At 61.1% G+C, this 23310-nt stretch carries 39 protein-coding genes and 2 pseudogenes; 13 read left to right on the plus strand and 28 right to left on the minus strand.

Translation table 11 applies throughout. The features are described 5' to 3' along the window. Positions 1–101: 101 nt before the first annotated feature. From PE058_RS09615 to PE058_RS09725, 23 genes and pseudogenes are all read right to left on the minus strand, one after another. Positions 102–1676, minus strand: a pseudogene (locus tag PE058_RS09615) (cation acetate symporter); the annotation flags it as partial. A gap of 8 nt (positions 1677–1684) precedes the next feature. After that, the gene (locus PE058_RS09620) at positions 1685–1999 is read right to left on the minus strand and encodes a DUF485 domain-containing protein (protein ID WP_020087137.1); all 315 of its coding nucleotides are present in this window, start codon (positions 1997–1999) and stop codon (positions 1685–1687) included. A gap of 184 nt (positions 2000–2183) precedes the next feature. Further along, entirely contained in the window at positions 2184–2957 is a 774-nt protein-coding gene (fabI, locus tag PE058_RS09625; RefSeq protein ID WP_020087138.1) for an enoyl-ACP reductase FabI, read from the minus strand. Between the two features lie 274 nt (positions 2958–3231). Next, positions 3232–4053, minus strand: a complete 822-nt coding sequence (locus tag PE058_RS09630; protein WP_333780424.1) for a tyrosine-type recombinase/integrase — start codon at positions 4051–4053, stop codon at positions 3232–3234. Between the two features lie 125 nt (positions 4054–4178). Beyond that, positions 4179–4505: a helix-turn-helix transcriptional regulator gene (locus tag PE058_RS09635; RefSeq protein WP_271030441.1), complete on the minus strand. Its 327-nt coding sequence runs from the start codon at positions 4503–4505 to the stop codon at positions 4179–4181. A gap of 4 nt (positions 4506–4509) precedes the next feature. After that, positions 4510–4818 carry a hypothetical protein gene (locus PE058_RS09640; protein ID WP_271030442.1) on the minus strand — a complete coding sequence of 103 codons (309 nt, stop codon included), beginning with the start codon at positions 4816–4818 and terminating at the stop codon, positions 4510–4512. 3 nt (positions 4819–4821) lie between these two features. Continuing rightward, positions 4822–5163 (minus strand): hypothetical protein, encoded by a 342-nt coding sequence (locus PE058_RS09645; protein WP_271030443.1) that lies wholly within the window; start codon positions 5161–5163, stop codon positions 4822–4824. Beyond that, positions 5156–5467, minus strand: a complete 312-nt coding sequence (locus tag PE058_RS09650; RefSeq protein ID WP_271030444.1) for a hypothetical protein — start codon at positions 5465–5467, stop codon at positions 5156–5158. Before PE058_RS09650 ends, PE058_RS09645 begins: the two co-directional genes overlap by 8 nt. Before the next feature lie 505 nt (positions 5468–5972). Continuing rightward, entirely contained in the window at positions 5973–6164 is a 192-nt protein-coding gene (locus tag PE058_RS09655) for a Lar family restriction alleviation protein (RefSeq protein WP_271030445.1), read from the minus strand. Beyond that, positions 6154–6417 carry a Thoeris anti-defense Tad2 family protein gene (locus PE058_RS09660; protein ID WP_271030446.1) on the minus strand — a complete coding sequence of 88 codons (264 nt, stop codon included), beginning with the start codon at positions 6415–6417 and terminating at the stop codon, positions 6154–6156. Before PE058_RS09660 ends, PE058_RS09655 begins: the two co-directional genes overlap by 11 nt. Before the next feature lie 253 nt (positions 6418–6670). Then, the gene (locus PE058_RS09665) at positions 6671–6973 is read right to left on the minus strand and encodes a DUF3850 domain-containing protein (RefSeq protein ID WP_271030447.1); all 303 of its coding nucleotides are present in this window, start codon (positions 6971–6973) and stop codon (positions 6671–6673) included. After that, positions 6973–7197: a hypothetical protein gene (locus PE058_RS09670; RefSeq protein WP_271030448.1), complete on the minus strand. Its 225-nt coding sequence runs from the start codon at positions 7195–7197 to the stop codon at positions 6973–6975. Before PE058_RS09670 ends, PE058_RS09665 begins: the two co-directional genes overlap by 1 nt. 237 nt (positions 7198–7434) lie before the next feature. Then, positions 7435–7911: a hypothetical protein gene (locus tag PE058_RS09675; protein WP_271030449.1), complete on the minus strand. Its 477-nt coding sequence runs from the start codon at positions 7909–7911 to the stop codon at positions 7435–7437. Further along, on the minus strand, positions 7901–8437 hold the full coding sequence (locus PE058_RS09680; protein ID WP_271030450.1) for an NADAR family protein: 537 nt from the start codon (positions 8435–8437) through the stop codon (positions 7901–7903). The genes PE058_RS09675 and PE058_RS09680 overlap by 11 nt, the downstream gene beginning before the upstream one ends. Next, a complete protein-coding gene (locus PE058_RS09685; protein ID WP_271030451.1) occupies positions 8434–8667 on the minus strand; it encodes a hypothetical protein in 234 nt (77 codons plus the stop codon). The genes PE058_RS09680 and PE058_RS09685 overlap by 4 nt, the downstream gene beginning before the upstream one ends. Continuing rightward, a complete protein-coding gene (locus PE058_RS09690) occupies positions 8664–8957 on the minus strand; it encodes a hypothetical protein (RefSeq protein ID WP_271030452.1) in 294 nt (97 codons plus the stop codon). The genes PE058_RS09685 and PE058_RS09690 overlap by 4 nt, the downstream gene beginning before the upstream one ends. Beyond that, positions 8954–9781 carry a pentapeptide repeat-containing protein gene (locus tag PE058_RS09695; protein WP_271030453.1) on the minus strand — a complete coding sequence of 276 codons (828 nt, stop codon included), beginning with the start codon at positions 9779–9781 and terminating at the stop codon, positions 8954–8956. Before PE058_RS09695 ends, PE058_RS09690 begins: the two co-directional genes overlap by 4 nt. A 274-nt stretch (positions 9782–10055) precedes the next feature. Beyond that, complete coding sequence (locus PE058_RS09700; RefSeq protein WP_271030454.1) at positions 10056–10400, minus strand: HNH endonuclease; 345 nt, start codon at positions 10398–10400, stop codon at positions 10056–10058. Further along, on the minus strand, positions 10397–10585 hold the full coding sequence (locus PE058_RS09705) for a hypothetical protein (RefSeq protein ID WP_271030455.1): 189 nt from the start codon (positions 10583–10585) through the stop codon (positions 10397–10399). The genes PE058_RS09700 and PE058_RS09705 overlap by 4 nt, the downstream gene beginning before the upstream one ends. Positions 10586–10663: 78 nt before the next feature. Further along, a complete protein-coding gene (locus PE058_RS09710; RefSeq protein ID WP_271030456.1) occupies positions 10664–10897 on the minus strand; it encodes a hypothetical protein in 234 nt (77 codons plus the stop codon). Then, positions 10894–11574, minus strand: a complete 681-nt coding sequence (locus tag PE058_RS09715; RefSeq protein ID WP_271030457.1) for an ERF family protein — start codon at positions 11572–11574, stop codon at positions 10894–10896. Before PE058_RS09715 ends, PE058_RS09710 begins: the two co-directional genes overlap by 4 nt. A gap of 391 nt (positions 11575–11965) precedes the next feature. After that, complete coding sequence (locus PE058_RS09720; protein ID WP_271030458.1) at positions 11966–12301, minus strand: hypothetical protein; 336 nt, start codon at positions 12299–12301, stop codon at positions 11966–11968. Next, positions 12291–12803 carry an HNH endonuclease signature motif containing protein gene (locus PE058_RS09725; RefSeq protein WP_271030459.1) on the minus strand — a complete coding sequence of 171 codons (513 nt, stop codon included), beginning with the start codon at positions 12801–12803 and terminating at the stop codon, positions 12291–12293. Before PE058_RS09725 ends, PE058_RS09720 begins: the two co-directional genes overlap by 11 nt. A gap of 342 nt (positions 12804–13145) precedes the next feature. Here PE058_RS09725 and PE058_RS09730 point away from each other — a divergent pair, with 342 nt between their 5' ends. After that, positions 13146–13526 (plus strand): hypothetical protein, encoded by a 381-nt coding sequence (locus PE058_RS09730; RefSeq protein ID WP_271030460.1) that lies wholly within the window; start codon positions 13146–13148, stop codon positions 13524–13526. Between the two features lie 90 nt (positions 13527–13616). Here PE058_RS09730 and PE058_RS09735 read toward each other — a convergent pair whose 3' ends face one another. Beyond that, complete coding sequence (locus tag PE058_RS09735; protein ID WP_271030461.1) at positions 13617–13913, minus strand: helix-turn-helix domain-containing protein; 297 nt, start codon at positions 13911–13913, stop codon at positions 13617–13619. A 262-nt stretch (positions 13914–14175) separates the two neighbouring features. Then, the gene (locus PE058_RS09740) at positions 14176–14475 is read right to left on the minus strand and encodes a hypothetical protein (RefSeq protein ID WP_271030462.1); all 300 of its coding nucleotides are present in this window, start codon (positions 14473–14475) and stop codon (positions 14176–14178) included. A 126-nt stretch (positions 14476–14601) separates the two neighbouring features. Between PE058_RS09740 and PE058_RS09745 the strand changes: the two genes are divergently transcribed. The 9 genes from PE058_RS09745 to nusG all read left to right on the plus strand — a co-directional run bounded on the left by PE058_RS09745 (position 14602) and on the right by nusG (position 19053). Next, a complete protein-coding gene (locus PE058_RS09745) occupies positions 14602–14826 on the plus strand; it encodes a hypothetical protein (protein WP_271030463.1) in 225 nt (74 codons plus the stop codon). A 75-nt stretch (positions 14827–14901) separates the two neighbouring features. Then, a complete protein-coding gene (locus tag PE058_RS09750) occupies positions 14902–15114 on the plus strand; it encodes a hypothetical protein (RefSeq protein ID WP_271030464.1) in 213 nt (70 codons plus the stop codon). Positions 15115–15178: 64 nt separating this feature from the next. Further along, positions 15179–16141: a hypothetical protein gene (locus tag PE058_RS09755; protein WP_271030465.1), complete on the plus strand. Its 963-nt coding sequence runs from the start codon at positions 15179–15181 to the stop codon at positions 16139–16141. A 621-nt stretch (positions 16142–16762) separates the two neighbouring features. Beyond that, complete coding sequence (locus PE058_RS09760) at positions 16763–16999, plus strand: hypothetical protein (protein WP_271030647.1); 237 nt, start codon at positions 16763–16765, stop codon at positions 16997–16999. Continuing rightward, a complete protein-coding gene (locus PE058_RS09765; protein WP_271030466.1) occupies positions 16996–17547 on the plus strand; it encodes a hypothetical protein in 552 nt (183 codons plus the stop codon). The genes PE058_RS09760 and PE058_RS09765 overlap by 4 nt, the downstream gene beginning before the upstream one ends. Before the next feature lie 2 nt (positions 17548–17549). After that, positions 17550–18077 carry a GcrA family cell cycle regulator gene (locus PE058_RS09770; RefSeq protein WP_271030467.1) on the plus strand — a complete coding sequence of 176 codons (528 nt, stop codon included), beginning with the start codon at positions 17550–17552 and terminating at the stop codon, positions 18075–18077. Continuing rightward, on the plus strand, positions 18074–18217 hold the full coding sequence (locus PE058_RS09775) for a hypothetical protein (protein WP_271030468.1): 144 nt from the start codon (positions 18074–18076) through the stop codon (positions 18215–18217). The genes PE058_RS09770 and PE058_RS09775 overlap by 4 nt, the downstream gene beginning before the upstream one ends. Continuing rightward, positions 18214–18441, plus strand: coding sequence for a hypothetical protein (locus tag PE058_RS09780; protein WP_271030469.1), 228 nt, complete (start codon positions 18214–18216; stop codon positions 18439–18441). The genes PE058_RS09775 and PE058_RS09780 overlap by 4 nt, the downstream gene beginning before the upstream one ends. 111 nt (positions 18442–18552) lie before the next feature. Continuing rightward, the gene (nusG, locus tag PE058_RS09785) at positions 18553–19053 is read left to right on the plus strand and encodes a transcription termination/antitermination protein NusG (protein ID WP_271030470.1); all 501 of its coding nucleotides are present in this window, start codon (positions 18553–18555) and stop codon (positions 19051–19053) included. Positions 19054–19244: 191 nt separating this feature from the next. Here nusG and PE058_RS09790 read toward each other — a convergent pair. Further along, positions 19245–19385 (minus strand): annotated as a pseudogene (locus tag PE058_RS09790) (IS1595 family transposase); the annotation flags it as partial. Between the two features lie 35 nt (positions 19386–19420). Between PE058_RS09790 and PE058_RS09795 the strand changes: the two are divergent. Beyond that, the gene (locus PE058_RS09795) at positions 19421–19549 is read left to right on the plus strand and encodes a DUF6471 domain-containing protein (protein ID WP_271030471.1); all 129 of its coding nucleotides are present in this window, start codon (positions 19421–19423) and stop codon (positions 19547–19549) included. A gap of 501 nt (positions 19550–20050) precedes the next feature. Here PE058_RS09795 and PE058_RS09800 read toward each other — a convergent pair. Both PE058_RS09800 and PE058_RS09805 read right to left on the minus strand, forming a co-directional pair. Continuing rightward, on the minus strand, positions 20051–20239 hold the full coding sequence (locus PE058_RS09800) for a hypothetical protein (protein ID WP_271030472.1): 189 nt from the start codon (positions 20237–20239) through the stop codon (positions 20051–20053). A gap of 144 nt (positions 20240–20383) precedes the next feature. After that, positions 20384–21277 (minus strand): hypothetical protein, encoded by an 894-nt coding sequence (locus PE058_RS09805; protein ID WP_271030473.1) that lies wholly within the window; start codon positions 21275–21277, stop codon positions 20384–20386. Between the two features lie 1513 nt (positions 21278–22790). Between PE058_RS09805 and PE058_RS09810 the strand changes: the two genes are divergently transcribed. Then, positions 22791–23096: a hypothetical protein gene (locus PE058_RS09810; RefSeq protein WP_271030474.1), complete on the plus strand. Its 306-nt coding sequence runs from the start codon at positions 22791–22793 to the stop codon at positions 23094–23096. Between the two features lie 2 nt (positions 23097–23098). After that, on the plus strand, positions 23099–23299 hold the full coding sequence (locus PE058_RS09815; RefSeq protein ID WP_271030475.1) for a hypothetical protein: 201 nt from the start codon (positions 23099–23101) through the stop codon (positions 23297–23299). Positions 23300–23310 lie beyond the last annotated feature (11 nt).

The raw sequence follows: 23310 nt of genomic DNA on the forward strand, positions 1-23310 counted from the left end.
GGCGGCGAAGCACCGTCTCCCTAGCTGTCTCGCGGCGGTCTGACAAGGGGGGTGTTCGCCGCGGCTGCGTCGGGCCTGCGGTGCTGAGGCGGTCAGGCGGCTCAGTGTGCCACCGCCGATCCCGCGCCCACCCCTGTCTCCGAACGCACGAACTGGGCCCGGAAGGCCCTGCGCTCGGCTTCGGCTGCCGGGCTCCGGTCTAGCTTCGAGACGAGGTAGATACCCCCAAACGCCAGCGTCATGGAGAAGAGCGCCGGGCTGTCATAGGGGAAGAGTGCGACGGGGAAGCCGAACGTCTTCACCCACACGGCCGGGCTCAGCACCACCATGGTGATGGCGGAGACGAGCCCCAGGAAGCCGCCGACCACGGCGCCGCGCGTCGTCGTCCCGCTCCAGAAGATGCTCATCAGCAGAACCGGGAAATTGCAGCTCGCGGCGACGGCGAATGCGAGGCCCACCATGAAGGCCACGTTCTGCTTCTCGAAGATGTATCCGAGCATGATCGCAACGATGCCGATCACCACGGCGCTGATCTTCGAGAGGCGAACCTCGGTCGTCTCCGAGGCGCGGCCTTTCGCGAACACGCTGGCGTAGAGATCGTGGCTCACGGCCGACGCGCCGGCGAGCGTCAAGCCGGCGACAACGGCGAGGATGGTGGCGAACGCGACGGCCGAGATGAAGCCGAGGAAGAGCGAGCCGCCGACCGCTTTCGACAGGTGGACGGCGGCCATGTTGGTGCCGCCGATCAGGCCGTTGATCTTGTCGTAGGTGCCGCCGTCCCCAGCCTTGAAATAGCTCGGGTCGTTCATCAGCAGCGTGATGGCGCCGAAGCCGATGATGAAGGTGAGGATGTAGAAGTAGCCGATGAAGCCGGTGGCGTAGAACACCGATTTGCGCGCGGCCTTGGCATCGCGAACGGTGAAGAAGCGCATCAGGATGTGGGGCAGGCCCGCGGTTCCGAACATGAGCGCAAGTCCGAGGGACACCGCCGAGACGGGATCGCTGACGAGCTTGCCGGGGGCGAGAATGGAAAGCCCGCCGGGATGTGTTTCCGTGGCCGCGCGGAACATGGCGTCGGGCGAGAAATTGAAGTTCACGAGCACCATGATGGCCATGAACGTGGCGCCGCCGAGCAGCAGGCAGGCTTTGATGATCTGCACCCAGGTGGTCGCCACCATGCCGCCGCTTGCGACGTAGGTGACCATGAGCACGCCCACGATGATCTCGGCATAGAGGTATGGCAGGCCGAACAGGAGCTCGATGAGCTTTCCGGCGCCGACCATCTGGGCGATCAGATAAAGCGCGACGACGGCCAGCGTGCCGACGGCGGAGAGCGTGCGGATAGGTGTTGATCGCAGCCGGAAGGCGGCGACGTCCGCGAATGTGTAGCGGCCGAGGTTCCTCAGCCGCTCGGCGATCAGGAACAGTACGATGGGCCAGCCGACCAGCCAGCCCACGGAATAGATGAGGCCGTCGAAGCCCGAGGAGAAGACGAGCGCGGAGATGCCGAGGAAAGAGGCCGCAGACATGTAGTCTCCGGCGATGGCGAGCCCGTTCTGGAAGCCGGTGATCCCGCCGCCCGCGGCGTAGAAATCCGCGGCGGTGCGGGTGCGGTTCGAAGCCCATCTCGTGATGACAAGCGTCGTTGCCACGAAGATGAGAAACATCACGACGGCTTCGATGTTCACGAGATCCTCTCCAGGATGCGCTGGGTTGTGACGTCGAAGTCGGTGTTGGCGCGCCTTACGTAGAGGCCCGTCAGGACGAAGGCGGCGAGGATCACGCCCACGCCGAGGGGAATGCCGACGGTCAGCGTCTCCTTGCCGAGAGGCATCGCGAGGAAGCCCGGCGCGAAGGCGACCGTGAGGATGAAACCGAAATAGATGGCGGCCATCGCCGAGGAGAGCCCCCAGGCGAAGCGAGAGCGTCTTCGCACAAGGGCCTGGAACTCGGCGTCATGCTCGATACGCTCGAGCCGCGCGTCAGTGTCGGACGACATTCTGGTGCTTCCCCCAATTCGCGACCTTGTCCGGCATACCGGCGGCGCATCTCGTTGCGGGGCAGCTTAAACGATTGAGAGCAGAGCGGTAGCCTGTCGTTAGACGAAAATTTCGGGCGGGATTCCGCTTTGGCTGGAGGTTTGGCCGCGATATGCGCCGATCAAGGGACGCGGCGCGGACGGCTCATGCGACGGTATGATAGCCGTTGTCGGCATAGACGACCGAGCCCGACAGAGGTGCGGCGGCGCCACTCACCAGAAACGCAGCCACACGTCCGATCTCGTCGATGCCGACGAGACGTCCGGCGGGGGTGCGTTTTTGCACTTCCTCGAGCAACTCGTCGAAGCGGTCGATGCCGGAGGCAGCGCGTGTTTTCACCGGGCCGGTGGAGATGGCGTGGGCGCGAATTCTTTTTTCCGCGAGATCAGCCGCGATGTAGCGCACGCTCGCTTCGAGCGCGGCTTTCACCGGTCCCATCAGATTGTAGTTCTCGACCACGCGGTCTGCGCCATAGAAGCTGACGGTCAGGAGACATCCGCCGTTCTTCATCAACGGCGCGGCGAGCTTCGCCATGCGGATGAACGAGTGACAGGAGACATCCATCGCCAGGGCGAAGCCTTCGGGCGAGCAGTTGACCACGCTCGTATGCAGGTCCTCGCGCGGCGCGAAGGCGATCGAATGGAGCAGGAAATCGAGCGTGCCCCAGTCAGCCTCTATTCTCTCGAATACGGCGTCGAGCTGTCCGGGAATTCGCACATCGCAGGGAACCAGGATGGAAGCCCCTAGCGTCTTGGCGACGGGCTCCACGAAGGGCATGGCCTTGTCGTTGAGGTAAGTGATGGCGAGTTCGGCGCCTGCTTCCGCGAAGGCCGCCGCGCATCCCGCGGCGATGCTGTGTTGGTTGGCGATGCCGACGACGAGACCACGCTTTCCGGCAAGATCGACAATTGCGGACAAAAGCTCGCTCCTGTTTGCGCACTAACGGGATGAATTGTCTGCTCCACGTCAGCGAGTTAGAGCATGGTTCAGCGCGTGAGCCACGGGGCGCTGCGTGCGACTCATGGTCTATCCGGCGCGCATGTCGCCTGGATGTCGGTCTCCAAGGTGAAAAGGTGGGGACAGGAGAAGGTGGGAGTGATTTGGAGGCCACGCCCGGAATTGAACCGGGGTACGCGGATTTGCAGATCGCGAACCATGCCTGAATGTATCTGATTTGACTTGCATTTTCAGCCTAAGATTCGTTTTGTCCCTTATTCTGTCCCTTCGGGTTTAAGTAAACGATGTTCGACGGACGCTTTAGGGCACGGTGGAGCTGATCAACGCGCAGGAAGGCATAGCGCTGCTGCGTGATCCTCACGTCCCCGTGGCCGAGCCATGCCGATACCTCCTGCAGACTCATGCCGTGCGCCTGTAGCAGCCGACAGCCGCACGTGCGCCTGAGGTCGTGCCATGAGCACCGGGCCACGCCCGCGCGCCGGCACGCCTTCTGCAGCGCCTCGTACATCGTCGGGCTGTTCGGGCTGTAGCGCTCCCCGTCCTTGGTCACGAACAGCGGCACCCTCCCCACACGGTCTGCGGACAGTTTGATCGCGATGGCAAGCGCCCGGTCCAGCAACGGAACCTTCCGTTCAACGCCGGTCTTGGCGACCTCGGCGCGCACCGTGATCTCGCGCGCCTCTAGGTCCAGATCCGTCAACTCAAGCGAAAACTGTTCTTCCTTGCGCAGCCCGGTGTCGATGGCGAAGGAAATCGCGTCCCACGCCTTGGGCGCGCACACTGGCTCTATGGCGCTTTCCTCTCCCTCCGACAGATACCTCGTGCGCGCCTGGCCTTCCTTGAGGCCAGCCTTAGCCCTGCCGCGCTTGTAGGGCTTTACCGGGTTGCTCGTGACCCATTCCCATTCCTCGGCGCGCGAGAAGAGCGACGACAGGCATCCGAGGTCACGGCGCACCGTGGTCGTGGTGACGCCTTCCGCCAAACGTGCTCGCTCGAAATCCCCCATACGTGCCGATCCGATCTCGTCCAGATACACGCCCTGGAAGTGGTCCACCATCACGCGCAGGCTTACCGAGTAGCGCAGCCGGCTCTTGGGCTTCAGCGCCGGGAAGTGCTCGCGCTTGAACCTCAGCGCCGCCTCATCGAACGTGCGGCGCGGCTTCTCGCCATACCGCGTTGCCGTCAGCTCTCGGCGGATACCTTCAAGTCGCTCTTTAGCGACTCCGAGGTTGCCGGTTTGAAGCGACCCTTCGAAGGTCTGGCCGGATTTGGTGATGCGATACCACCAGACGCCTCCGCGCCTCCGGAGATTTTTCGGCATGGCTTGACCTCGACCTGCTGCTTCTCCCACCAGCGGCGGAACTCATCGGCCCGGATGAGAAAGGTCTGCCGCTTGCCGAGCTTTACCACACGAGTCTCGGGGATCTCGCCAGCCGCCGCCCTGCGCTGCCAGTAGCGCATGGAAAATCCGGTCATTTCAGCGATGTCCGCAATGCGCAGGTCGCTCATAGGACTAGGCCTCCTGTTTCCCAAGGGCTCGGATGGACTCGGCGATGTCTGATGCAGCCGTGAAAGGCGTGGCGCCGTACCCAGTCAAACACCTGCCATCTGGACCATAGCCGTTGTATTGTTCCGCTACCTTCGCCGCTCGCTCATAAGCTGCTTGCTCTGCTTCACGCCGGATCCTGTCGAACTCGATGACGATCAGGTCGCGCAAAACAAACGTCGGCTCTGTCGCTTTGAAATTGTCCCAGCACAGTCGAAGCAGGTTGTCCGCAATATCGAGATCGCTGCGGATCTCACGGCGTTCCTCTGGCGTCATGTCTCAGTCCTTCTGTTCTGGAACCTGGGATGAGGCGAGCCGTTCATAGAGGTTTCTGTTTTCGCGCGTGAGAATGTTGATCTCTCGCGTCTTCACGTCGTCCTTTTCATAGGCTCGCTCTAGATCCGCGCGTGCCCTCTCCAGCTCGGAGCGCTGCGCCTCGAATGCTTTCGCGAACTCTCCGACTTTGCCGTGCCACATTGTCAGCTCAGAGCGGAGACGGGTGATCTCGGCCTTGGCGAGTTGCAGCGTGGCGATGATGTCTTGCTCCATCTGTTCGCATTCGGCGTCTGCGATGGCAGCGTCTATCTCTTCAAGCGCATCTATTTCCTGCGTGTCACCCATGGTCACGACCCTCCGCAACTTTTATCCCAGCTAAGGCGGCGTGGAGCACGTTGGCCGTGGTTTCCTCGCTTCGGCGCAGTTGCTGTTTGAGATCCATGGAGTAGCCGCCTCGAATGTCCTTGGAGGCGGCTTCGAGAGCATCCGCGATTTCCGCTAACTCATCTGCAAGGCTGGTCATTCCGACCCGGTGCAGGCACTTGGCGATGTTCCGCAGGTCTAGGCTCGCGTGCGTGACGACGTGCGTCCCATCGTGGATCATATCGAGAGGCTCGCGCGTATCAGTCGGGGCGGGTGTCTCAGCCATGGTCACGACCTCTCGGCTTGAATCTCAGATAGGCGCGTTCATCCCTCAGTGCATCAGCCTGCGAAAGGCGCGGCTCGCATCCTCGAATGCGGACGAACGCGCACATAGCGGCTCGTCTGTATTCGCGCCAATGGTTCTCGCGGATTGGAAAGCGCGGGTATTTGAGTGCGCCGTAGCGGAACGAGGCGGGTGTCTCAGGCATGGTCAGTACCTCCAGGGATATTGCAGCTTAAGTGCTCGCCGCGCGTTCGCCTGAGACCGGCGTTGCTCCGCTTTCGTCTCTCCACCAGCGCCGAGGTAGAAGCGGACGGGGAATGCACCTTCGTCGCGAGCGCGCATCATGTCCCCGCCGCAGCGGCAGATGCGGTTCTTTGCGTCTACGCAGAGAGCGTTCTCACCGCCGATCCACGACGTTGCCTTGTGTACCCACGTCGTGAACGAAGAGAATTCGCCGTCTGGCTCTCGATCCGGGATCGGAACGTCGTAGCGTAGGTGGACGGGTGCCTTAGCCATCTGCGTTCGCACGGGTGTTCCAGCGCCTGATCGCATTGACCTCGTTGACGTCCCACACCGAAGGCTCGACCGGACATCCGCCGTTCGGACACATGATGTCGACCGCCGTAGAGTGATTGGGGTCGGCGATGATGGAAGGGTTTCCGCCACAGAACGGGCACGGAAGCAGCCTCTTACTCTGCATCTGCGGTGCCCTCCGGTGAGAGGGGACGCGATGCTTCAACGTTTTCCCAATCATCAGCGAAGATGTCGCCTGCCCTCGGCAGCCACTCGCCCTTGGGGAGCCAGCCTTCAACGCCGCATTTCCACAGGGTCTTGTGGTGTGCGTGCTCAAGATGAGCGATGGCGATACCCTGATTGCGGGAGAACCAAGGCCAGCAGCGCCGAGAGACGACGCGGCCTTTTTCCATCTGATCGAGTGCTTCCCCGAATGTCATCACAGTCCCCCTTCCTGAGTGTTCACCGGTGAGAGGGCACGCGACTTCGTGATCCCAATGAAGCCAGCACCGCCGCATAGCGGGCACTCGGGAGCATCAGTCTCTAGACAGCAACACGTGTCATCGCCGCACGTGCACGAGCCATCGTCGATCCATCCTTCGCCACCGCACTGCGGGCACTCATTTTCGACGCCGACCTTTTCAAGCTGGGCTATGCGGTGGCGTTCAATGTCTGCGTCTGTTGGCCAGCCCATCACAGTCCCCCTTCCTGAGTAGAGAGACGGTCGGCTTCAATGGCCATGACAACGTAGCCGGGCTCGATGCCGAATTGACCGCCCGTGAGCACCCACAGAACTTTGCAGCGCACGGAGCGGCCGGTGTACTGATTGAGCTCGCGTTCGTATTGCGTGAGCCCTGGCGGGAACCGCAGGAATTCGCGAAGGACCAGCGTGTCGCCTTTCTGAAACCCTCGGTCGTCGCGCCGCACTTCGAACGTCTTCTCGCCCCGAGCCACGGGTTCGTAGTAGGCGGGAAGCGTTTTCAGTTCGTGTTCCATCACCCCTGTCCTCCTTCAGTGCGGGCGAGGTGTGCCGTGCGACCGGCATTTGTGATGTGCCACTCCCCGTTGGAATATTTGGCCCATCCGAGGTATTTGGCCAGCTGACGGACCCGATCCTGCGCGTTGCTTGAGCGCGGCAAAAACTTACGTGACGCGTGTCCGCCGCTGCGCACCAGTGCGCCGAGAAATCTCTGCATCTCGTCAATGTCGTTCTTAGACATTCCCGCCTCCGTCTTGCTGGTCACGGGCGGGTAAAGCGTTCGTCGCGGCTTCTGTGCGGGCGGGCTTTACGCACCAAAATTCCGCAAACTGTTCGATTGTCTTCTCGCCCCTGACGACTGCGCTTATGTCGTCGCGCAATCCCTCAAGGATGTAGGCGAAGCTCGCGCCATGGCTGTCACGGCTGCACTTCAGCGCAGAGCACGTGCTTGAGACAAACCCATCGAGGGAAACTCGCATTAGGCAACCCCCTCCTTAGATCCGTTGGATAAAGCGCGGAGGAGGGCTAGGAGCGTCGCGTGCGTTTCGCGGTTGTGATCGCCCCGCGCGCTCTCCGTGCGCTCAGCGATGTCGCCTGATGGGAACAGTTCGACGCAAATGCCCAGCTCCGGTGCCGTAGCGTCGACTAAGCGGGTCCACCCCGGCAATTGCTCCTCTACGAGAGCCAGAGCTGCGTCGAGGGAGGAGGTGTAAGCGGGGGCTTCCGATGCTTGCGGTAAGTACGGGTCGAATTCCGTGACCTTTGCCCACTCCTCGACGCTATGTTTTTCTGGATGCCAGAGCGTAGTTGCTTCGGTAGATCCGTTGATGTTGGTGAACCAGAACTTGCTCTCGCGCCAGCCACCGATAGCCTTCGCGATTTCTCTTTCGAGAAGGAAGTCCGGTTTCGAACATTTCTCCACGCGCTCGATCAATGCTGAGAGGTCACCCTGCATCGCGCCCTCCGTCGTTGCGGGCGCGCAGCTCGGCGCGGACCTCCATCCAGAGCTTTCCGAGCATGTTCTGCCCGTCGCGGTTCGGCCCCCAGCCCCAGAAGTCGTCGCGCCAGCTATCCTCGATCAGCTCGCGGTCGCCGGTCGCGAGCAGCTTCCGTCGGACGTATTCGTGCTGAGATGCCTTCGCGCGAAGGATGTCGCGCATGATGTCGACTTTGATGGAATCCCAGCCTGGCCGACGAAGCGACTTCCAGCCTTCTGCCAGTTTGAACGCCGCATGGGCTGAGGGCGCGTTCCGAATCGCGTCCCGGACGAACACGCGGTTCTCATCGCGGGTCTCCGGGATAAACTTCTCCCAATGGTAAGCGTGCTCGCTCGTCGGGAAGGTGCGCCGCTGCCAAAACAGGTTGAACGCGCTGAAGTTGCTCAGGACGTAGAAGTCCTGCTCGTAGAAAAACACCTGCTTGTCGGTATCGAGTTTATGATGCTCAGCCACGATCGCCTGTCCGCCATCCTTGTGTGTCACCGCTTGCCCTCCAGCTTGTCTACTCTCGTTTCCAGGACGTTCACGCGACGCAACACACACTCGTCTCCGCACGTCTCGACCGTGCCCGCTGAGACCGGCGCCTGTGGCCGCAGATGCGGATAGGCCACGTAGTACATTTCCCGGAGCAACACGCCGACACCGATTGCCGTGACGACCATGATGATGCTCAGGATGAGGATCAGGCGCCTGTTGGCGTTGTCATCGATCATTGGGGAGTCTCGTCTTTGGAGGTATGGGAAAGTGCGGCCATGACTTCGAGGGCAAAATTCTTGGCTCTAATTGTTCGCTCTGCTCGAAGAGTTCCGCTGATCGCATGGCTCTCCCCGATGTCAGACGCTAGAAGGTCAAATCGCACTGCCGCAGTTACCAACGCCTCTCTCATCCTCTTGTTCTGGGAACGGAGGGAGGTGATCTCGTCCGCCATGTCCTTCATCGCCTCATCCAAATGAGCCACCTTCGAGCGGGCACGCTCGATCACGTCTTCCTGTGTATCTGTCATGGCGTGGCCTCGACAGCCGTAGCTTCCGCTTCGGCCAAGCGCTTCATGTCTTCGAGTGCGTCGTCGTTCCCGCAATAGAAAGCCGGGACCTTCTCAAGCGTCGGATCGCTGGCCATGTAGATGACGGCCGCTGCCGCAGGAGTGCCCATGACGTACTCAAGTGCGCGCCCGCCATCACCCGCCAAATGAATGACCCAGCCTGCTCGGCAATGCGTCGTACCGCAGGAGTCTGTGGCATGCCACGAGCCCATGTCTAGAGCATTAGGGAGTGATGCAGCGGCGTAGACCTTCTGGTGAATATTCGCGATCTTTACCGGGCAATCGCTCAGGTCCGCACCGCGCAGGACCGCACCGCGCAGGACCGCATCGCGCAGGACCGCACCGCGCAGGTCCGCATCGCGCAGGACCGCATCGCTCAGGACCGCACCGCGCAGGTCCGCATCGCGCAGGTCCGCATCGCTCAGGACCGCACCGCGCAGGTCCGCACCGCGCAGGACCGCATCGCGCAGGACCGCATCGCGCAGGACCGCACCGCGCAGGTCCGCATCGCGCAGGACCGCATCGCTCAGGACCGCACCGCGCAGGTCCGCACCGCGCAGGTCCGCATCGCGCAGGACCGCATCGCGCAGGTCCGCATCGCGCAGGACCGCATCGCGCAGGTCCGCACCGCTCAGGTCCGCACCGCTCAGGACCGCACCGCTCTTAATGGCTGCCCTTATCGCGAGGCCACGCTTGACACCTTCATAGGTATCGGCGCTGCATTCGATCTCGGTCTCAAAAATGACCTTGCTGCTATCCCAGCGTGATTTGATCTGAAACTTCATCCCCGTCGTTCTCCTGTAAGAGCTGATGCGCTCTAGTCGTTACGCGGCGGTCTTCTCAGCGAACGTTGGGCACGCGCTCTCAACGTCGGATCGAACCTGTTCCTTGTCACTGTAGCAGTCGGACCAGACCCAAAACGGCGCGTGTGCAAACGGACGTTTTGGGTCGCGCCCCTCGCTTGTGCTGAGGAATGCGCATTTCCCATTCCGAACGAAGTGTTTGCAGTTGCCGCATTTCACGCCCATGTTCTTCCCCTATTCCTTCGTCCTCGACGCCTCAGCGCGGTACTACTGTTCCGTCGAATTTCCGCTTCCACTTCGTGTTCCGGCTACCTGGAACCGGGCGCGCGCTCGGTGGCTTCGTGCCGAGGTGCCGTGCTCTCATCCGCTTGCCTTTCGCTATCCGCGCCACGTCGTCTGAGGTCTTCTTCAGGTGGCACTTCTCGTGAACCGGATGCAGGTTGTCGTCGTCGTCCTTGCCGCCGGCAGCCAATGCGATCACGTGATCCAGGTGCCAGCGCTGCCGAACCGGATCGATCGTCAATTCGCAGATGTGGCAGGTCCAGTTGCGGGCCTTGCAGATGACCTCGCGATGTTCTGCCGTGCGGCGCTTGCGGGTCACACTCCCCTCCCGAACACGTACCGCCTCGCCTCATCAGGCGAGAGCTTGAACTTCACGATGAGATCCTCGAACCCCAAGCCGTGTTTCGCCGCGTACCGGATGAGTGCCACTCGGGTTTCGCGCTCCAAGGTCGCCTGCTGCCGCTCGCGCCGTGTGGACAGCCGGACGTGCGTCGTCGTTTCCATTTGAACCCCCGCAGAATGGACAGCAGTCGTGAAAGTCCGTATCGAAGGAAAAGCCACAGCAACGAAGCAGGCTCATGGTCAGTCCTCGAATTCGTAGTCGTTGATGGCCTTGGCGCGCTCGTTGAGAAGCTTCACCGCGTGCTCAAGGACGCGGCTCTGGGCGTCGGACGAGAGCGGCATCAGGGCCTCGTAGACAATGTCGAGCGCGATGATCTCCGCCTTGCCGTCAGGAATGATGATCCGCTTCTTCCTCATGAAGCGCGGGGCCCATCCGCCTTTGACGACGTTGTTGGCGCGTTCGGTGCTGCTCATTGGCGAAGCTCCGCGGCGCGATCCTCGTAGGTGTGTTGGATCAGCTCGTTCCAGTGCCGGGGCAGTGTCGCGATCTCGTCGGCGTAGAGGTCGGGAAGCTGTTCGAGCATGTCGAGGCTTTCGGCCGTCTCGATCTTCTGCTTGATCTCGTTGAACAGCTTGTCCGTGCCGTCACGCTTTGCAGCAGCAGACGATTTGCGCTTTCCCCCGTTGCCGTTCAGCGCGGCCTGCCCCTCCTCGGTCTCGGCCTGGGGCATGCTGTCGAGGTCCATGTCGCCGGTAGGCGTCTTGAAGAGGGAGCGCATGTAGCTCTTCTCGGCGTAGGACTGCGCCGCCTGGAATGTCTGAGGCCCGGTGACCTGAATGTAGAGGGTGCGCTTGGCGCGCTCGTCGCTCCACGTGTCTTCATCGGTGGCCAGCACGAATGAGAATTCGAAGTGCGCCCACTGTACGGTCTTCCCGTCCTTCTCGACCTTGACGATCTCGCATTTGTCCTCGAGCGCCATGATCACGAGGCCGACCTGACCCATCTTGCGCGTGAGCGCTGCGTAGATGTCGTCGGTCGAGGCGAACATGTATCCGCCGTGACTGTTCTTCTGCGTCTTGGAAACGGCCTCGAGCGATTTCTTGATCTCGCAGATTGCTTTGACGATGGACTTCGGTAACTTCTCGACCATGGCTCACACGCCTCCGATCACGGCGACGACGACGCCCACAGCCGCAAACAAAACCGCATACGGAATGGTGATTTCGAACAGGTCTCTCATTTGAAAACTCCGATCAGAAGCAGAACGACGCCGAGGAGAAGGAAGAGGTCGGTGATAATCATGTGCACCTCTCGAAAAACCCCGCGCGGCGATCCGGTTCGATTTCCGGACGGTTTTGGGAGGGCTGCCTAGCCGCGCGGGGAACTGAACTAACTGGCCGTTGCAGCGACGACCGCGAACAGCGCGATCCCCATTCCGACGGCAAACGCCGAACTCAACCCCGCGATGATCGCGGCCTCTTTCACGTGCTCCATATGAGCCCCCCGGCTCTCAGCTGGTGTCTACGCTGACGCCACAAACGCTACGGATAGGTGCGGTGCTCGTCGCGGTCGGGCCGCACCCGAGATACCGGGTGGTCTTCGAGGTAGCGGTCCCAAAGCTCGGCGAGCTTGTCCTCGCGATTATCGAGCGCGAATTCCTTGATCTTGTCGAAGAGGGGATTGCGCTCCGCGATCTCGAACCAGCGGAGCCGCCCGCGTCCGCGCACCGTGCCCTGGATGTAGACGCGAGCGACGTACCAGCTCGTTCCCGCCATCATGTCGTCGGGCTCGATCTCGACGGCGCATTCGAACTCGTGCGTCTCAATCGAGAGGTCACCGATCACGGTGAAGCCCGGCATGGAAAACTCATCCCTCATTGTGACCCCCGGCAAATTGGCCAAACAGTTCCGCCGCTGCCCGTTGATAAGCCGCGCTTGCTTCCTCTTTTGTTCTGAAGAGTCCGATGTGTTTGCTCTTGCGAGCGACTTTCATCTCAGCGCGCCATCTGCCGCTTTGCGGATGCCAATGCACGCCTCGGCAGCCGGACTTGTTGTTCAAGTTGGCGCCTCTGTTCGCGCCATTTTGCTGGCGTGTCGCTAGGCGCAGATTGGCGATACGGTTGTCGCGCTTGTTTCCGTTTATGTGGTCGACTTCCAATAGTGGCCATTCGCCATGCACGTAGAGCCATGCGAGGCGGTGGGCCAAGTATCTCTCGCCCCCGATGCCTATATGCCAGTAGCCTGCGTTGTGATGAGAACCAGCGCGTCTGCCGACAGAGACTCCGCGGCCACCCCATACCTTCCAGGTGAAAACACCCGTTTCCCCATCGTAATGGAGAGCCTGCCTGAGTTGATCGGCCGTGAGCTTCTCGTTCTTCATCGCTTGCTCCTGTCGGCTTGGGGGCGAGCACGTCCCGTATCCCTCTGTGTGCTCGCCCCACCCCCACGACCCCGCACCGGGGAGCTGGGAAATCCCGCGTGCCCGGCGAGGCCCCTGGGAGGAAGGGGAGAGGCCCCGCCGGGATCACCGATGCGCCGTTTGGAGTGTGCTGTGGTTGGCCGGCGCCCCCGGGTGATGGACGTAAATCTACTTTACGAGAAGTGATGAGGTCAAGGGGTTGCGTAAATTATTTTTACGCGACTGTGGACGAACTAAAGAACGACGTTAGTTGACGCCGACAAAAAGCGGGTGTGGATTAGCGTTGTGTAATGGGGGCGAACGATGGATGACGAAAGGTTTGTGGGGCCGCCACCTGTTCCTGGAAACAGTAGCGTTGACCAGCGGTTGGCTGCGCTAGAGGCGGAGGTAGCTCTGATGCGCCGCCAGATGTTAACCGTAGATCAAGCGTCAGCCGCCGCCGAGTGGGCTACCAATAGCGCGACGACTACCAGGAATAAGCTGGATCAACTTCTAGAGCATTTGGAAAACATACGGGACGAGACCGGCCTGCGTGTCGACAAGCTAGCGATCAAGGGCGTCTCCTACATGAAAAAAATTGATAAGATTGAGGAGAGACAGGCTAGGTTTTGGGACCGAGTTCAGACGGTTGTAGCCGTGTTTTTTTTCTTATTCATTTTCCTCTACTGGCTATCTACCAGATAGGATAAGATCATGTTCAGTCATTTGCCCTGGAAAGCCGGATCAAGGCCCAGTTATAATTAATCCTAACGGCAACAATTAGGTGAACGACCCTTAGGCAACAGCACGAGGGTCCGAGCCCCCGTCTGATGCGTCGCCCTTCTTGGGCTTCTTCCGCTTGATCGCCAGCGGCAGAAGGTCGTTTGGCTCAACGTCGAGCAACTGGCAGATGCGCGTCAGGTTGGTCAAATCGGGCTTCGCCGTACCTCGCTCCCAATATCGGTAGCGTGCGCCCCTTACCCCAAGCGCATTTGCAAAATCCTCTGCCTCTTCAAAGCCAGCGGCGATGCGCGCCGCCTTTAGGCGTTCACTGAACGTCTTCATGACCTTGATGTCGAACTCGCTGTTCATGGCGGCGGATAATGCCCGCCGCAGCTTCCTTGTGCACGTCTTTCGCCTTCACCCGTAAAGCTCCTTGACGTTACACCCATTGGGCACGTAAAGTCAATTTACGTAGCGGCCATTTATGTGGGGATTTCTCGGAGCCGACCGCGAACGCTTTGCGAACGCGAAGAGGCCACGGTCAGCAGCACACGCATAAGGAGATCCAATGCAGTTTGGATGGTGGAGACCAACGTTCGTGATGGGCGACTGCCGCGTCGAGGAGACGCCTCTAGGCAGGACCAGGATCATTATTGCCTTCGACGATGGCGCGCACCTGTCCGAAGGTCGTTCGAACCGCGCCGTGACCGAACAGCCAAACTCGCGCTTCGGTCGCTTCATCGGCCTTCAACGGCACCGTGTTCTTCACCTCCTGCATTATCTCGGCTTCAAGCTGCGCAAGCCGTTCAAGCCCTTTCGAACGATCCACCTCGGCGAACGCGACGAGGGCCATTCGCAGAGCCGTTTGCAGGCACGAGATCGTGGCAACGCCGGCCGCAGGATCGGCCTGGACGTCCAGGAAAAAGGTCATGGGCATTCTCCGCAGGAAGCTTCGATCGAGAGACCTACCACGGGTTCAGCAGCACACGCATAGGGGCTCTGGCCTCCAGTACCGCGTATCTCCTCAGTTCCACGCCAATTCCGCGAGGATACGCGCATGCACCAACGTGAAACCGCCAAGGACTTCCTCCGCACGCGCTTCGCTAAGCGCCTCGACCGTATTCGCGGCGTGGAACCCGGAGGGAACTGGGTTGGAATCCAGGCCTTCGGGCTGACCTTCAACGAGTCTCTGCCGGACATTTGGAGCCTCCAATGCAACGCGCCTGTGTCCGGCAGCGCGGCGGAGGGCCCGTTCCCCTCCGCCGCAAGCCATCAACATTAAACGGAGTGACCGACCATGAAATACCAATGGACCGACTGGATTATGCACGTGCCGGGGCAACGTCTTCTAAGCGGGATGCACATACTGGTTGAGGAAATCGGCTACATCGGCACGTCCGGTAAGCCCCGCACGATCGAGGGCACCTTGAGCGCCAAGAGTGTGAAGGCGCCCAATTGGGACATGGTGGACCAGTATGGCACGCACACGATGATCACTCGCTACAAGCTCCGCTCCATCGCCGACGAAACGGAAGTGGTGAACGAGCGCGAGTTGGATCTCGTGGAGTGATCCCCCACCGACTGAGTCCTGTTGCGTCCCCGCGTTTCCCCTCTCACCCGCACAGGAGATTTCCATGCATCCGCAATCTTTCGATGACCTCATCCCGCACATGCGGCGAGCGGGCTTCATCGCCACCACGCTGGCCGCCGTCATCACCGCCATGTTCGGCTGGCAGCTCGGCGAGAACACCGTCGCGAGCATCTGCCTCGCGGGCCTTCTCGCGCTCTGCACCTTCATCGTCGGCTATTCGCTGGTCGCCGCCTATCACGCCTGGAAGCGCGACATGAAGGGCGTCTCGGCCGCCGCGACGGCACTGTTCGCTGTTGCGGTCTGTGTCGAGTTTCTGAGCCACACCGGCTTCACCGCGGCGAACCGCGACGCGACGATCCAGCAGGCGTCCATGCAGACCCAGACCTACGAGGACACGCGCGGCAATGTGCGCGACCTCGAGGCGAAGGTCGCGCGCCTCACCGACGAGCGCAACGTGATGAAGCCCACGCAGAGCGTGGCGGCCGCCCGCGCCGTCATCCAGACCTCCGAGGCCCACAAGTGGTTCACCGGCCTCACCCAGGGCTGCAAGGTGACCAAGGGCCCGCAGTCGCTCGCGTTCTGCGAGCGCTACTTCGCGGCCACCGCCGACATTGCGCTCTGGGACCAGATCGCCGCTCAGGAGGTCAAGCTGGCCTCGGCGGAGAGCGATCTCAAGGCCGCCCGTGACACGTCGGGGCAGCGCCACGCCGGCCATGCGGCGGGCGCGTCTCAGGGGCTCATCCTCGCGGCTGCGGTGACGCAGACCGAGCGTCCCTCGGAATCCGCTCAGTTCTGGACGGGTGTCGGCATCTCGGCGCTGCTCGCGCTGTTCGCGATCTGCGCCGGCGGGCTGCTCAACTTCATCGCGTTCGCGTTCGAGCCGGTGAAGGAGGTGAGCAAGGCCGCGGCCGCGACGATCCAGTCCGTGAAGGACGACGCGGTGAAGCTCCGCAGCGTGACGCTCGCCCAGCTCTCCCACGAGCAGGGCCTCAAGGGCGTCGCATAAAAAAATGGAGGGCGGCTCGTAAGGGAACCGCCCTCTGACCTCACCCGGGGGAATGAGGAATCCGAACTCGTTACTCCCAAGACATCCACAGCGAATGGAGTGCGTCTTGACAACGATGAATCTAGAAGCGGTGCGTGACGAAATCAAGGCCGCCGCGGCAACCTGCGAAGGAACGCCCACAGCCAAGTTCGTTGCTGTTCTCATCGCCGCCGGCATCACCGACACGAAGGAAATCGCCGCCATCATGGGCGTCGGAGAGAGGGCCGTTCAGAAGGCCAGAAAAGCGAACCACAGTTCGCCGAACTCAGAGACGCCGAACCAGGGTTCGCGAACTGTGGTTCGTTCCGAACTGTGGTTCGCGAACCACAGTTCGGCACCGAACCACAGTTCGCCAAAAACCGAACCACAGTTCGTTTCCGAGCCTCGCGTATACGCGCGTATAGAAACCCCTTCGGGGTTACTTTCTCAGGTAGAAGATAAATTAGATTCCCCCCTTCGGGGCCCCCCAAGCCGAAAGCCGAACCGAAACGCGGCAAGCGCCTCGCCGCTGACTGGCAGCTCCCGGACGAATGGCGGGACTGGACGAAGATCAACTTCGTCCACGCGTCGGATGCCCAGATTTTGCTCGAGGCCGATAAGTTCCGCGACTTCTGGCACGCCAAGGCCGGGCAGGGGGCGGCGAAGCTCGATTGGCAGGCCACGTGGCGAAACTGGTGTCGCACGGCGTTTGCCGTCCGTCCGTCCGCCCAGCCGATCAACACCGGCAGGGCTTCCTGGGATGAGCAGCGTGCCAAGCGCCAAGCCGACACCAGGGCGCTCATGGAGCGGATGGGCCTGACATCGGGGGCGATGCAATGAGCAACCGTCTCCTCGCGCGTCTCTGCGTCGTTTACGGACAGCCGGATAGTCCGGATCCCGTCGCGTATCTGCACGAGATCAGCAATCTCATTGGCCGGTACAGCGACACGGAATTGGAGAAAGCAGGCGATGCGATCCTGCGCAATCATCGCGGCAGATCCTTTCCAACACCGTCCGAGATTGCGGCAGCCTGTGCGGATGCAAGAGCGAGCAACACTCGTGAGGTTACGCCAGAGTCCAAAGTCGATCCGGCTTGGTCGAATGCGCGCGTTGCGTTGGCCGACAAACTAATCAGGACCCCCATCGGAAGAACCGCTGCGGATGAGGGCTGGATACTATCGCTGCACGACTTCATTCGCGTGAACGGGCGCCTCCCTGAGAAAGGCGAGGTCGGCGCGCTCAGATCCAAGGCGCGCAGCTTCGACGATGCCTATGCTTCCGTCCTGCGAGGAGAGGCTGGCTCATTGAGCGCATCGCTCCGTAGGCTTGGAGAAACGTTTCTTGCGAAGCGGGACAAATATTCACGCATGACCGGAGATCGGGGGTAAGCATGTTCGGTGCACAATCAGGCTGGACGGAAGAACGCACGGAGAGAGCCAGGCGGCTTTGGTTCACGGGGCATTCGGCGCAGCAGGTCGCCAATAGCCTGGGTGGAGGCATCACCCGCAACGCCGTCATCGGAAAGATGAACCGCATCGGCGCCATCAAGCTCAAGAAGGAGCGCAAGCCGTACAAGCCGAAGGTGGTCAGGATCCCGGCCGAAGTGCGCGAGGTGGTGGAACTGGAGCCCCGCGCGCCGCGCCCGCCCCGCGAGGCCCTGCCGCCTGAGCCGCAGCGGCCCGACAAGCTCGTATCGTTCGAAGACCTTACCGAAAAGACCTGCCGGTTCATTTACGGCGATGTGCGCGACCCCGATCACGGTTTCTGCCCGTGCGAGCGGGTGGCAGGATCGAGCTATTGCGCCGGCCATCATGGGAAGTGCTTCACAGCACCGGCGGTGCGAACGCGGTCAAAAGAGCCGGGCGCCGTCTTCAACAGGTTCGGCCGCGGCCGCCTTCGTGATGAGGTTCTCGCATGACCCGCCCCCTCACGCTCAAAGGCTACCGCATCAAGAACGGCAAGGTGGAGAAGGTCCACGGATACGGGATGAACGCCTCCCAGAAGATCAGGCAGAGGACGAGCAAGAAGGTGAAGGCAACACGGAGGGCGCCGGGGTGAGCAACGTTGTTGATCTGAAGTTGGTCGAGGTTGGATCAAGCTACCGCTTCCAAGCCGAGACTATTCTCGAAGCGGCTAAGGCGAGCGAGTTTAGAAGGCTCGCTGTCATCGGCGAGTTGGAAAACGGCGAGCTGTACGTCGCCGGAACGGCCAACGCGGGTGAGACCCTGGTTTTGATGGAGATGGCCAAGCACTCGATCGTTTTCGGGAGGCCTCCCGGATGACCTACGCCGAGAAAGAGCTGCGCCAGGCCCTTCGTTTCGCGAACGAGCTCGGCCGCACCAAAATTCCCATCTCAATCGAGTCCGCGCGTTACATTCTGGAGAAGCTGAAACATGACCGCGTGGTTTGCGCTCCGCACGTCTCCGATGAAAGAGTTCGCCGTCGAGGCGATCTTGCGCCGCCGGGGCCTTTCTGCCTTCTGCCCGGTGGAGACCAAGTGGAAGAGGACGGGCCGGAACCGCCGCGTGCAGCGTGATTACGCGCTGCTGCCGAGATACGTGTTTGCGGCGGGCGCGGACCCTTGGGATGTCGTGAGGGCGTTCGCGGGGCGCGGTGTGACCGGTGTTGTGACGGTGGACGGGCGCCCCGGTCTCATCCGGGACGAGGCGGTCCAGAAGCTCGCCCGCATGTCCGGCGGGCTGGTTCCAACCAGTACCGCACGGGTACACCGGTCGTTCCGCGTCGGCGACCTCGTCGAGCTGCCCGGCAGTGCATGGGCGCATCTCTGCGTGCCGATCCTCTCGATCAAGGGGGAGACTGCGAGGGTTCTGGTTCCGATGTTTGGCGGGAAGCAGGAAGTCGAGGTGTCTGTGAGCCAGCTTGAGGCGGCGTGAAATCCGGGTGGAACTGGCTTGGAAAACGTGAGTTTCGACGCTAGGAGACATACAATGGCAACCGCGCATGACGCCGTGCTCGCTCAAGCGATCTACGACGCCTTTCTTAAGGCTGCGCATGCTATGAGCGACGAACAACTCAAATCTATGTCGTGGTTCGGTCGAAACGTAACCGCTCTCAAGGCCGCGGCTTAGTCTTTCCCACGCTGCCAGTATCCCTTCCAATTCCGCGACACTGGATGCGCCATCGCAAGGCTGACAATGCGCTTTGCGAGCGCTCCGTTGTCGAGACGGCGGTGATCCTCCATCCAAGCCGCATGGGCTCCGAAACGTCGGCTATCGGGAGTTAGCCGATAAGCTGACGGCAATGGGCGTGCCTGAGAGTGAGCGGAACATAGCCAATAAAATCAGTAGGGGCGGCTTTACGGCCGCGTTCTTCCTGCAATGCCTGTCCGCAATAGGATGCTCCGTCGTCCGGTTGGACGATTTGCAATAACTGTGGAATCCGGCAGCGAAGGGGGACGCGCGGACTATACAGAATCTGTATAATCCGCGCGTTGCTAATCCCTCATCAGAGGGGAGCCGGTAATCTCCGGGTGTGTTGCCAAAACACGCAGATCTCCTTTCTGTTGACGCTTCCGGGCTAAGGACGCGGGGTTAGTGAACTGGCGGGAGGATCGAGCAACGCTACACCAGCGCCCGATCCCCCCTAGGCTAGACCGGGTACGAGCCGACGCATCGATGGATGAGATGAAATAAGAAACCCCGGAGGCTCAGGCTTCCGGGGTTCTGTTATTCGGGCCAGTCGGGTGGCCTGTAGCCCGCGAGATATGCCTCCACGAGGCGGCGCTGCGGCTCTCTGATGTCTCTTCGGCCGCTCTCCAAATCATACTGCATTTGCCGGCGCTGCGTGCCCGCATAGCCGAGCATTGTCGCCATCTGCTCAAGAGTGAGGCCCAGCTCTCGCCGGGCCTCTGAGAGTTGTTTGGGCGTCACCTTACCGGCCCAAGATCTTTGCCGCGTCTGCCGCCAGCTCTTCGGCGGTTTCCTGCTCGTTCCAGGCATTGTTGATCGCGTCGTTGACGGTGCTCTCGCAGGCGCCGTCCGTGTCCATCAGGCGAATTGCCTTGTTGATGATGTCGAGCTGGGCCTGAGAAAAGCCGGTCGTGTTGTCCATCGTCCACATTGGTGTCTTCCTTTCGGGTTGGCTCATTGCCGTGCTAACAACATCAATATAGCACGCTCGCTCTGTATGTCAAGCGCCATACACAAGAATATTCGGGCTGTGGAAAAGAAAAGCCCCGGAGCGGCGAAGCCCCGGGGTCCTAGGTTACGCCGCCTTCAACCGGCGATAGGCGGTGGTCCGTGCCACTTCCGGGAACGCAGCTTGGACTTCATCCAGCCTCGGCGCCCGGCCGTGCTCCGACCGAAACGCCTGAGCCCAGGGCACGATATTCGATCCGGTGACGTCCGGCACGATGGCTTTGGTCGGGGGCAGCGGATCGGTATCGTTCGAGATCACCTTCTTGAGCTCCTTGATCTCCTCGTCGGTGATCTTGCCCGGGGCCGTTTCAGTGATCGCACGCAGGCGACGTCCGAAGAACCACATCAGGCCGAAGATCCCAGCCTCAAGTCCGAGTGCGTAGGCGAGAATGCTGCCATTCCGAACCGTTTCCTCGTCGGTGCGCAGGACACTAGCCCAAAGGCTGGAGCCAAGATCACCGGGCGGTGCGGCCTGAAACCCCTCGAGCTGCTTCGCGAGCTTCTCGAGAGACGCCTGCCGCTGGTTCAGAATGAACGTCGCGGACTTGCAGTCTTTGCCAACGCCACCGGCGCAGGCTTTGGGCTGCCACTTGTTCGACTCGTCAACGAGCTTCTTGGTGGCGTCGTAGTCGGCCTGGACACGAGCTTTATCCTCGAGCGCCTTGCCGGCAGTGTTGGCCTTGGCTTCCTTTGCTTCACCCGTGCGCCCGGTGGTTGCTGGGAGCGAGTAGGCGAGGAAGGCAACGAGAGCGACGGACATAGCGGCAGCAGCTCCCTTAGCTTTGTGATGCCACGCCCACTCGATCATGAGGGGCATAACAGCGACTGCGACCATTGCGGCGATCATGGAGGCTTGTGTGTAGAGCGTGCCGCCAGCGGTGTATTCAAGGCCCCCGACAACCTGGAGACCCAGGAGACCGAGAGCGCAGACAAGAGCGGTGAATGGTGCTACGTATTTCATGTCGATAAATCCTTCTGCCAAGTTGGTTTTGGAGACATCGGGCCCGGGCTGTTCGCGCAGCTTCGGGCCTTTTTCGTTTAGGGCCGGGGTGTTGACCGGCTCTGATCATAAAGTACGTGAGAATAGACATAATGTCCATGTTAATCTGGGACGAGCTTGACAATTAGTGCATATTGCAGGTAGAACGTTGCCCATGAGCAACGCTTTGACCCGTCTTCGCCGCCTAGTTGGTTCGCAAGCGCGGCTTGCTCGAGCGCTTTCCCTCACTGAAAAGCAGGTCTCTCGCATCTCGACGGGAAAAAGCCCGGTCCCTCCGTACATGGAAGCGATAGCGGAATTGCTTGAGGCGCTCCCTCCCAAGGATTGGCCAGAGAGGTGGAAAACCTGATGGGTAGCTTCATTGACATGACCGGGCAGCGGTTCGGCCGGCTGCTAGTATTGAAGAGGGCCGAAAACAAAGGCGCGCAGACTCAATGGATGTGTAGATGCGACTGCGGAACCACTAGGCCGGTGCGTGCCATCTTGCTTCGCAAGGGGCTGACAACGTCGTGCGGCTGCTTCATGCGCGAGATCGCAGGAGGGATGAACCGCACGCACGGTGGTAGCAAAACGCGAACCCACAAAATTTGGAAAGGAATGCGCGGCCGCTGCTTAACGCCGACCAACACTAGGTGGGAATACTATGGCGGACGCGGGATTACCGTCGATCCTCGCTGGGATTCCTACGAGGCATTTCTAGAAGACATGGGCGAGTGCCCGGAGGGAATGAGCTTGGAGCGGATAGACAACTCCAAGGGGTACGGCCCGGCCAATTGCCGGTGGGCGACACTGAAAGAACAGGCAAGAAATCAGCGCACAAACCGCATCATAGAATACAGAGGCGAGAGGAAATGCTTGGCGGAGTGGTGTGAGATCACGGGCCTTCACCACACCATTATTCGCAGCCGCTTGAGACTAGGGTGGTCGGTCGAGGACGCTCTATTCAAGCCCAAGCGCGTTTGGCCGTCCAAGTCCGCGTAGCATCGAGAAGCACACAGGTGTGAAGGTGAGGCGGAAATGACGACAGTGATTTTATGGGTCTTGAAGGGAAAGCCCTCTTGACTGCGCCCCCCGAACACGCATAGGGCTGAATCTGGGTGGACCCTAGTGGGCCTCGAGTATGAGCCAGACGATACCCACCATCGGGCAAGGCGGATCGAAAACGCTGAGACCCTGACCGGGTGCACTGCGCCCAAAGCACCGCGACATTCCAGATACAATGACGCCCCCGAAACGCTGCACAAGCTGGGGCGATTTCCGTTGAGGGGCATACGCTACGCGTCCAACGGTGAGAGCAATCTACGGCACTCCTCCTGAATCGGAGATGAACATCATGGATCCCGAGCAGTGGAATATTCTGCAGCAGGTGCTTGCAGCAAGACAGGCAGCGCATATGCGAGATCCGTCGTTGCGGCGGAACACGGTCCCCGGCATGGGGAGCGCTGCAAATCACACCGGAAATGTCCGAGGCGGCATGGGCGCACAAAGCGGCGCTTCCAGTCCGTGGGATGAGGTCGCTGGCGGCGGGTCCACGGCTAACGCGCTTCCGCCGGCAAACCCGATGGTCGAGGACCGCCGATACTACGGTGACATGGCTGACAACGGCTTCGCCAGTTCGATGCTCGGATATGGCACGGCGCTCGGAACGCTAGCCTTTGCCCCGCCCAACCCGCTCACGCTTGCGCTCGGACTAGGCGGTATTGGCCTGGGAACGCTCGGCTCGGCCATGAAGACGCGCGGCGAAACAGAAGCCCGCCGTCTCGGCTACCAGGGCAACTGACAATGAACACCTCGCAGCTCAAGTCTCAGATCGTCCCGATCCTCCACCTTGTCGGCCTAGCCCTTGTCGTTGTGGCCGCCCTCAAGTTCGGAGGTGTCCGCATCAGCTTCGGCGGCAGAAGGGAAGACCTAGAACGTCCGGGTGTTCGAAAACTCGTAGAGATGTGGAAGGCGCTGGAAGCCAGAGAGATGGCCGAAGCGTGACGTTTCACGTG

Origin of the sequence: Hyphomicrobium sp. DMF-1 (assembly GCF_027886585.1) — a bacterium.
Classification (GTDB): domain Bacteria; phylum Pseudomonadota; class Alphaproteobacteria; order Rhizobiales; family Hyphomicrobiaceae; genus Hyphomicrobium_C; species Hyphomicrobium_C zavarzinii.

Excerpts from the sequence above, each read along its gene's own strand:
- PE058_RS09775 (WP_271030468.1), top strand. The coding sequence starts at position 18,074 with ATGACCCGCCCCCTCACGCTCAAAGGCTACCGCATCAAGAACGGCAAG.
- PE058_RS09690 (WP_271030452.1), bottom strand. The coding sequence starts at position 8,957 with ATGACAGATACACAGGAAGACGTGATCGAGCGTGCCCGCTCGAAGGTG.
- PE058_RS09645 (WP_271030443.1), bottom strand. The coding sequence starts at position 5,163 with ATGGGTGACACGCAGGAAATAGATGCGCTTGAAGAGATAGACGCTGCC.
- PE058_RS09795 (WP_271030471.1), top strand. The coding sequence starts at position 19,421 with ATGGGCGTGCCTGAGAGTGAGCGGAACATAGCCAATAAAATCAGTAGG.
- PE058_RS09725 (WP_271030459.1), bottom strand. The coding sequence starts at position 12,803 with ATGAAGAACGAGAAGCTCACGGCCGATCAACTCAGGCAGGCTCTCCAT.
- PE058_RS09750 (WP_271030464.1), top strand. The coding sequence starts at position 14,902 with ATGCACATACTGGTTGAGGAAATCGGCTACATCGGCACGTCCGGTAAG.
- PE058_RS09715 (WP_271030457.1), bottom strand. The coding sequence starts at position 11,574 with ATGGTCGAGAAGTTACCGAAGTCCATCGTCAAAGCAATCTGCGAGATC.
- PE058_RS09810 (WP_271030474.1), top strand. The coding sequence starts at position 22,791 with ATGGGCGCACAAAGCGGCGCTTCCAGTCCGTGGGATGAGGTCGCTGGC.
- PE058_RS09800 (WP_271030472.1), bottom strand. The coding sequence starts at position 20,239 with ATGTGGACGATGGACAACACGACCGGCTTTTCTCAGGCCCAGCTCGAC.
- PE058_RS09650 (WP_271030444.1), bottom strand. The coding sequence starts at position 5,467 with ATGGCTGAGACACCCGCCCCGACTGATACGCGCGAGCCTCTCGATATG.
- PE058_RS09735 (WP_271030461.1), bottom strand. The coding sequence starts at position 13,913 with ATGAACAGCGAGTTCGACATCAAGGTCATGAAGACGTTCAGTGAACGC.
- PE058_RS09655 (WP_271030445.1), bottom strand. The coding sequence starts at position 6,164 with ATGCAGAGTAAGAGGCTGCTTCCGTGCCCGTTCTGTGGCGGAAACCCT.
- PE058_RS09630 (WP_333780424.1), bottom strand. The coding sequence starts at position 4,053 with ATGGTGGACCACTTCCAGGGCGTGTATCTGGACGAGATCGGATCGGCA.
- PE058_RS09635 (WP_271030441.1), bottom strand. The coding sequence starts at position 4,505 with ATGAGCGACCTGCGCATTGCGGACATCGCTGAAATGACCGGATTTTCC.
- nusG (WP_271030470.1), top strand. The coding sequence starts at position 18,553 with ATGACCGCGTGGTTTGCGCTCCGCACGTCTCCGATGAAAGAGTTCGCC.
- PE058_RS09665 (WP_271030447.1), bottom strand. The coding sequence starts at position 6,973 with ATGGAACACGAACTGAAAACGCTTCCCGCCTACTACGAACCCGTGGCT.
- PE058_RS09660 (WP_271030446.1), bottom strand. The coding sequence starts at position 6,417 with ATGACATTCGGGGAAGCACTCGATCAGATGGAAAAAGGCCGCGTCGTC.
- PE058_RS09670 (WP_271030448.1), bottom strand. The coding sequence starts at position 7,197 with ATGTCTAAGAACGACATTGACGAGATGCAGAGATTTCTCGGCGCACTG.
- PE058_RS09695 (WP_271030453.1), bottom strand. The coding sequence starts at position 9,781 with ATGAAGTTTCAGATCAAATCACGCTGGGATAGCAGCAAGGTCATTTTT.
- PE058_RS09805 (WP_271030473.1), bottom strand. The coding sequence starts at position 21,277 with ATGAAATACGTAGCACCATTCACCGCTCTTGTCTGCGCTCTCGGTCTC.
- PE058_RS09720 (WP_271030458.1), bottom strand. The coding sequence starts at position 12,301 with ATGAGGGATGAGTTTTCCATGCCGGGCTTCACCGTGATCGGTGACCTC.
- PE058_RS09705 (WP_271030455.1), bottom strand. The coding sequence starts at position 10,585 with ATGGAAACGACGACGCACGTCCGGCTGTCCACACGGCGCGAGCGGCAG.
- PE058_RS09730 (WP_271030460.1), top strand. The coding sequence starts at position 13,146 with ATGGATGACGAAAGGTTTGTGGGGCCGCCACCTGTTCCTGGAAACAGT.
- PE058_RS09770 (WP_271030467.1), top strand. The coding sequence starts at position 17,550 with ATGTTCGGTGCACAATCAGGCTGGACGGAAGAACGCACGGAGAGAGCC.
- PE058_RS09815 (WP_271030475.1), top strand. The coding sequence starts at position 23,099 with ATGAACACCTCGCAGCTCAAGTCTCAGATCGTCCCGATCCTCCACCTT.
- PE058_RS09710 (WP_271030456.1), bottom strand. The coding sequence starts at position 10,897 with ATGAGCAGCACCGAACGCGCCAACAACGTCGTCAAAGGCGGATGGGCC.
- PE058_RS09685 (WP_271030451.1), bottom strand. The coding sequence starts at position 8,667 with ATGATCGATGACAACGCCAACAGGCGCCTGATCCTCATCCTGAGCATC.
- PE058_RS09755 (WP_271030465.1), top strand. The coding sequence starts at position 15,179 with ATGCATCCGCAATCTTTCGATGACCTCATCCCGCACATGCGGCGAGCG.
- PE058_RS09675 (WP_271030449.1), bottom strand. The coding sequence starts at position 7,911 with ATGCAGGGTGACCTCTCAGCATTGATCGAGCGCGTGGAGAAATGTTCG.
- PE058_RS09640 (WP_271030442.1), bottom strand. The coding sequence starts at position 4,818 with ATGACGCCAGAGGAACGCCGTGAGATCCGCAGCGATCTCGATATTGCG.
- PE058_RS09620 (WP_020087137.1), bottom strand. The coding sequence starts at position 1,999 with ATGTCGTCCGACACTGACGCGCGGCTCGAGCGTATCGAGCATGACGCC.
- PE058_RS09765 (WP_271030466.1), top strand. The coding sequence starts at position 16,996 with ATGAGCAACCGTCTCCTCGCGCGTCTCTGCGTCGTTTACGGACAGCCG.
- PE058_RS09745 (WP_271030463.1), top strand. The coding sequence starts at position 14,602 with ATGCACCAACGTGAAACCGCCAAGGACTTCCTCCGCACGCGCTTCGCT.
- PE058_RS09740 (WP_271030462.1), bottom strand. The coding sequence starts at position 14,475 with ATGACCTTTTTCCTGGACGTCCAGGCCGATCCTGCGGCCGGCGTTGCC.